The following is a 2,712-nucleotide window of genomic DNA, read 5'->3' on the forward strand; positions in this document are numbered from 1 at the left end:
CGCGTCGGCGGCGAGGGCCTGCACCCGCTCGGCACTCAGGCCCGGCCGGGCGGCCAGCGCCGTCCTGACCCCGAAGTCCTCGTGCCGCGCCGCGCCGTCGACCACCCAGGCTGGGGCTTCGGGCAGCGCGAGCAGGGCCGTGACCCCCTCGGCCGGAAAGAGGTTCAGCAGCCCCGGCCGGGCGAGGCGCATCAGCGGCAGGCCGGGATTTTGCAGCACCTCGCGGGCAAAGGCGGGGGCCAGCGTGCCCAGCACCTCGGCGGGCGTGTTGGGATGCCGCGCCACCTGCGAGCGCACCCGCGCGTCGGGATGCCCTGCGAGGCCCGAGAGCGTGCCCGCCGTCGCGCCGGGCGCCTGGGCCGCCGCCAGGGCCGCTTCCGGGGACAGGGCCGCCAGCGTGCGCGAGTCGGGTTCGGGAACCGTCATGGGGACTCCGGTGGAATCCTGCCCTCAGCAGGATGAAATCTGGCTGAAGGGAAGAGGAGCAGGGCGCGTTCCGGGCGTGGAGTGGGCGACCCGGTGCCCTTCCGGGTTGTCCACGAAACAGACGGAAGGCGTGTCATGGGGCAGATGATGCCAGATGCCGGGGCGCGGGGCTGTGCCACCATGCCCCATGCGCCTCGCCATCCTGACCGACGTCCACGGCAACCGCTTCGCGCTGGAAGCCGTGCTGGAAGACATCCACGCCGTGACTCCCGACGCCGTCTACAACCTCGGGGACACCGTGTGGGGCATGGCGGACCCGGCGGGGGCGTGGGCCTTGCAGCGCGAACATGCGCCGCCCACCGTACGGGGCAACACCGACGAGTTTCTGCGGGCCGACCCTGCCGAGCTGGAGGCCGGGACGCGGGCCTACCGCGAGGTTCTGGAAGGGCAGCTCGGCGGGGCGCCCTCTGAACTGGCAGTCCTGCCGCTGACCGCTGTGGTTGGGGAGGGCGAGGTGCTGCTCGCGCACGGCAGCCCGGCGGACGCCTGGGAAGCCCTGTTCGCCCTGCCGGAGGGGGAGCGGCTCGCTCGGGTGCGCGAGTGGCCGGAGGCGCGGGTCGTCGTCGTGGGCCACACCCACACCGAGCAGATCGTTTCCCAGCGGGGCGTGACCTTCGTGAATGCAGGCGCCGTCTCGCGCCAGAAGGACGGCGACCCGGTGGCCCGCTGGGTGCTGCTCGAGCGCCGTGCGGGGGTCTGGAACGTGACCTTCCGCCGGGTGCCCTACGACACCGAGGCGGCGGCGCAGTGGGCCACCGACCACGCCCCGGACGGTGGGGCCGAGGCGTATATGGTGCGCACCGGCCTCAGGCCGTAAAGCCCTCGCCCTCCTCGGCCAGCCGCAGCACGTCCCCGAAGGGAAAGCCCTCGTCTTCCAGGCCGCCGGGGGGCACCACCCACAGGGTCGGCATCCGGGGGGCTTGTTCCGGGAAATCGCCGTAGCCGTCGGTGAGGTAGATCAGCACGTCCGGCTCGTGCGTCTCCGAGAGCGCGAAGATGGGCCGGAAGTCGGTGCCGCCGCCGCCCTGGGGCGGGGGGATGGGGTCGCCGGGCCGCAACTCGAAGGGGCCGTAGGCCTCGGTGTCGGCGTAGTAGAGGGTCGCCCGGACGTGCGGGTACGCGCCCAGCACCCCCTGCACCTCGGCCACGAGTGCCCGCACCGCCGCATCGTCCACGCTGCCGGAGGTGTCCACGGCGACCAGGGCGGTGAGCGATTCGTCGTCGAGCGCCTCCAGATACAGCCCGCGCCCCACGAAGCGGCGGTCGAAGCCCCCGAAATCCACCGGGGTCCGCGCCAGGAAGCGCCACAGCTGTGCCCGCCAGTCCAGCCGCGCGGGCGAGAGCCGGGCGAGTTCGCGGTGCATCCCCAGGGGATCGTGCCCCTGGCCCGCCATCGCCTCCACGCTGCGGGCCTGCGCGAGCGCCTGCTGCCACTGCCGCGCCGCCTGCCCTCCCGGTTTGCCCTCACGCGGCGGGGCGTCGGAGGGCGGACCGTCGAGCAGGTCGCCCGGCTCGTCCTCGCCGTCCTGCCCCTCGCGGCCCTCCAGCGAGGTATAGACCTCCTCCACGCTGAGGCGCTCCAGATGCTCGTCGCGGGCGGCTCCCGGCGGCAGCGGCAGCCCGGCAGCGGCGACCATCCCGTTCACGATGGTGTCGGCGGCGCGGTTCCAGCGTTTCTTCTCGCGCGGTCCCCGGCGCGGCACATGCGAGAGCGCCGCGTGCAGGACCTCGTGCAGCAGCAGGCCGTCGAGCACGTCGGGCGGGAGGCTGGCGGCCACCTCCGGATTCACGTACACCCGCTCGCCGTCCGTGCCCGCCGCCGCGACCTCGCGCGAGGGCACGAACTCGGCGTGCAGCAGCAGCGTGGCGAAGAAGGCCGACTTGCCGCGCAGCCGCAGCCGCGAGCCGGAGATCAGGGACTGGAGGTCGGGGGAGGTCACGGGGCGGCCCTCATCCTCCGGCCAGTTCCAGCGTGCCCGCCACCAGCCCCGCCAGCCGCTCGTCGCGCGAGAGCAGCCCGGCGAGGTCGCCGAGCTGCCCGGTCGCCTGGAACTTGCTCACCAGGGTGGCGACATACAGTTGCAACCACTCCGGCCCGGCGGCGTCGGCCAGCCAGGTAAAGGCGTGGTAGGCCTCGTCCGCATCGGCGGCGCGGGCGGCGAGGCCCACCACGGCGGCGTAGCGCACGCTGGGTTCGGCCGGGAGCCGCAGCCCCGCGCCCTGGCC

At 74.1% G+C, this 2,712-nt stretch carries 2 protein-coding genes and 2 pseudogenes; 1 reads left to right on the plus strand and 3 read right to left on the minus strand.

Going from position 1 to position 2,712, the window contains the following annotated elements; all coding sequences use genetic code 11:
• A pseudogene (locus tag QOL99_RS16325) lies at positions 1-426 on the minus strand (hypothetical protein); the annotation flags it as partial.
• A 187-nt stretch (positions 427-613) separates the two neighbouring features.
• Here QOL99_RS16325 and QOL99_RS16330 point away from each other — a divergent pair.
• A complete protein-coding gene (locus QOL99_RS16330; protein WP_285525367.1) occupies positions 614-1,303 on the plus strand; it encodes a metallophosphoesterase family protein in 690 nt (229 codons plus the stop codon).
• Here the strand turns inward: QOL99_RS16330 and QOL99_RS16335 are convergent.
• Together QOL99_RS16335 and QOL99_RS16340 are read right to left on the minus strand one after the other, a co-directional pair.
• Positions 1,293-2,426 carry a vWA domain-containing protein gene (locus QOL99_RS16335; protein WP_285525369.1) on the minus strand — a complete coding sequence of 378 codons (1,134 nt, stop codon included), beginning with the start codon at positions 2,424-2,426 and terminating at the stop codon, positions 1,293-1,295. The two genes, QOL99_RS16330 and QOL99_RS16335, sit on opposite strands and share 11 nt — an antisense overlap.
• A 10-nt stretch (positions 2,427-2,436) precedes the next feature.
• Positions 2,437-2,712, minus strand: a pseudogene (locus QOL99_RS16340) (ATPase); the annotation flags it as partial.

It is taken from the genome of Deinococcus rhizophilus (assembly GCF_030271215.1).
Lineage (GTDB): Bacteria > Deinococcota > Deinococci > Deinococcales > Deinococcaceae > Deinococcus > Deinococcus rhizophilus.

Coding starts and splice junctions, on each gene's coding strand:
- QOL99_RS16330 (WP_285525367.1), top strand. CDS start 614: ATGCGCCTCGCCATCCTGACCGACGTCCACGGCAACCGCTTCGCGCTG.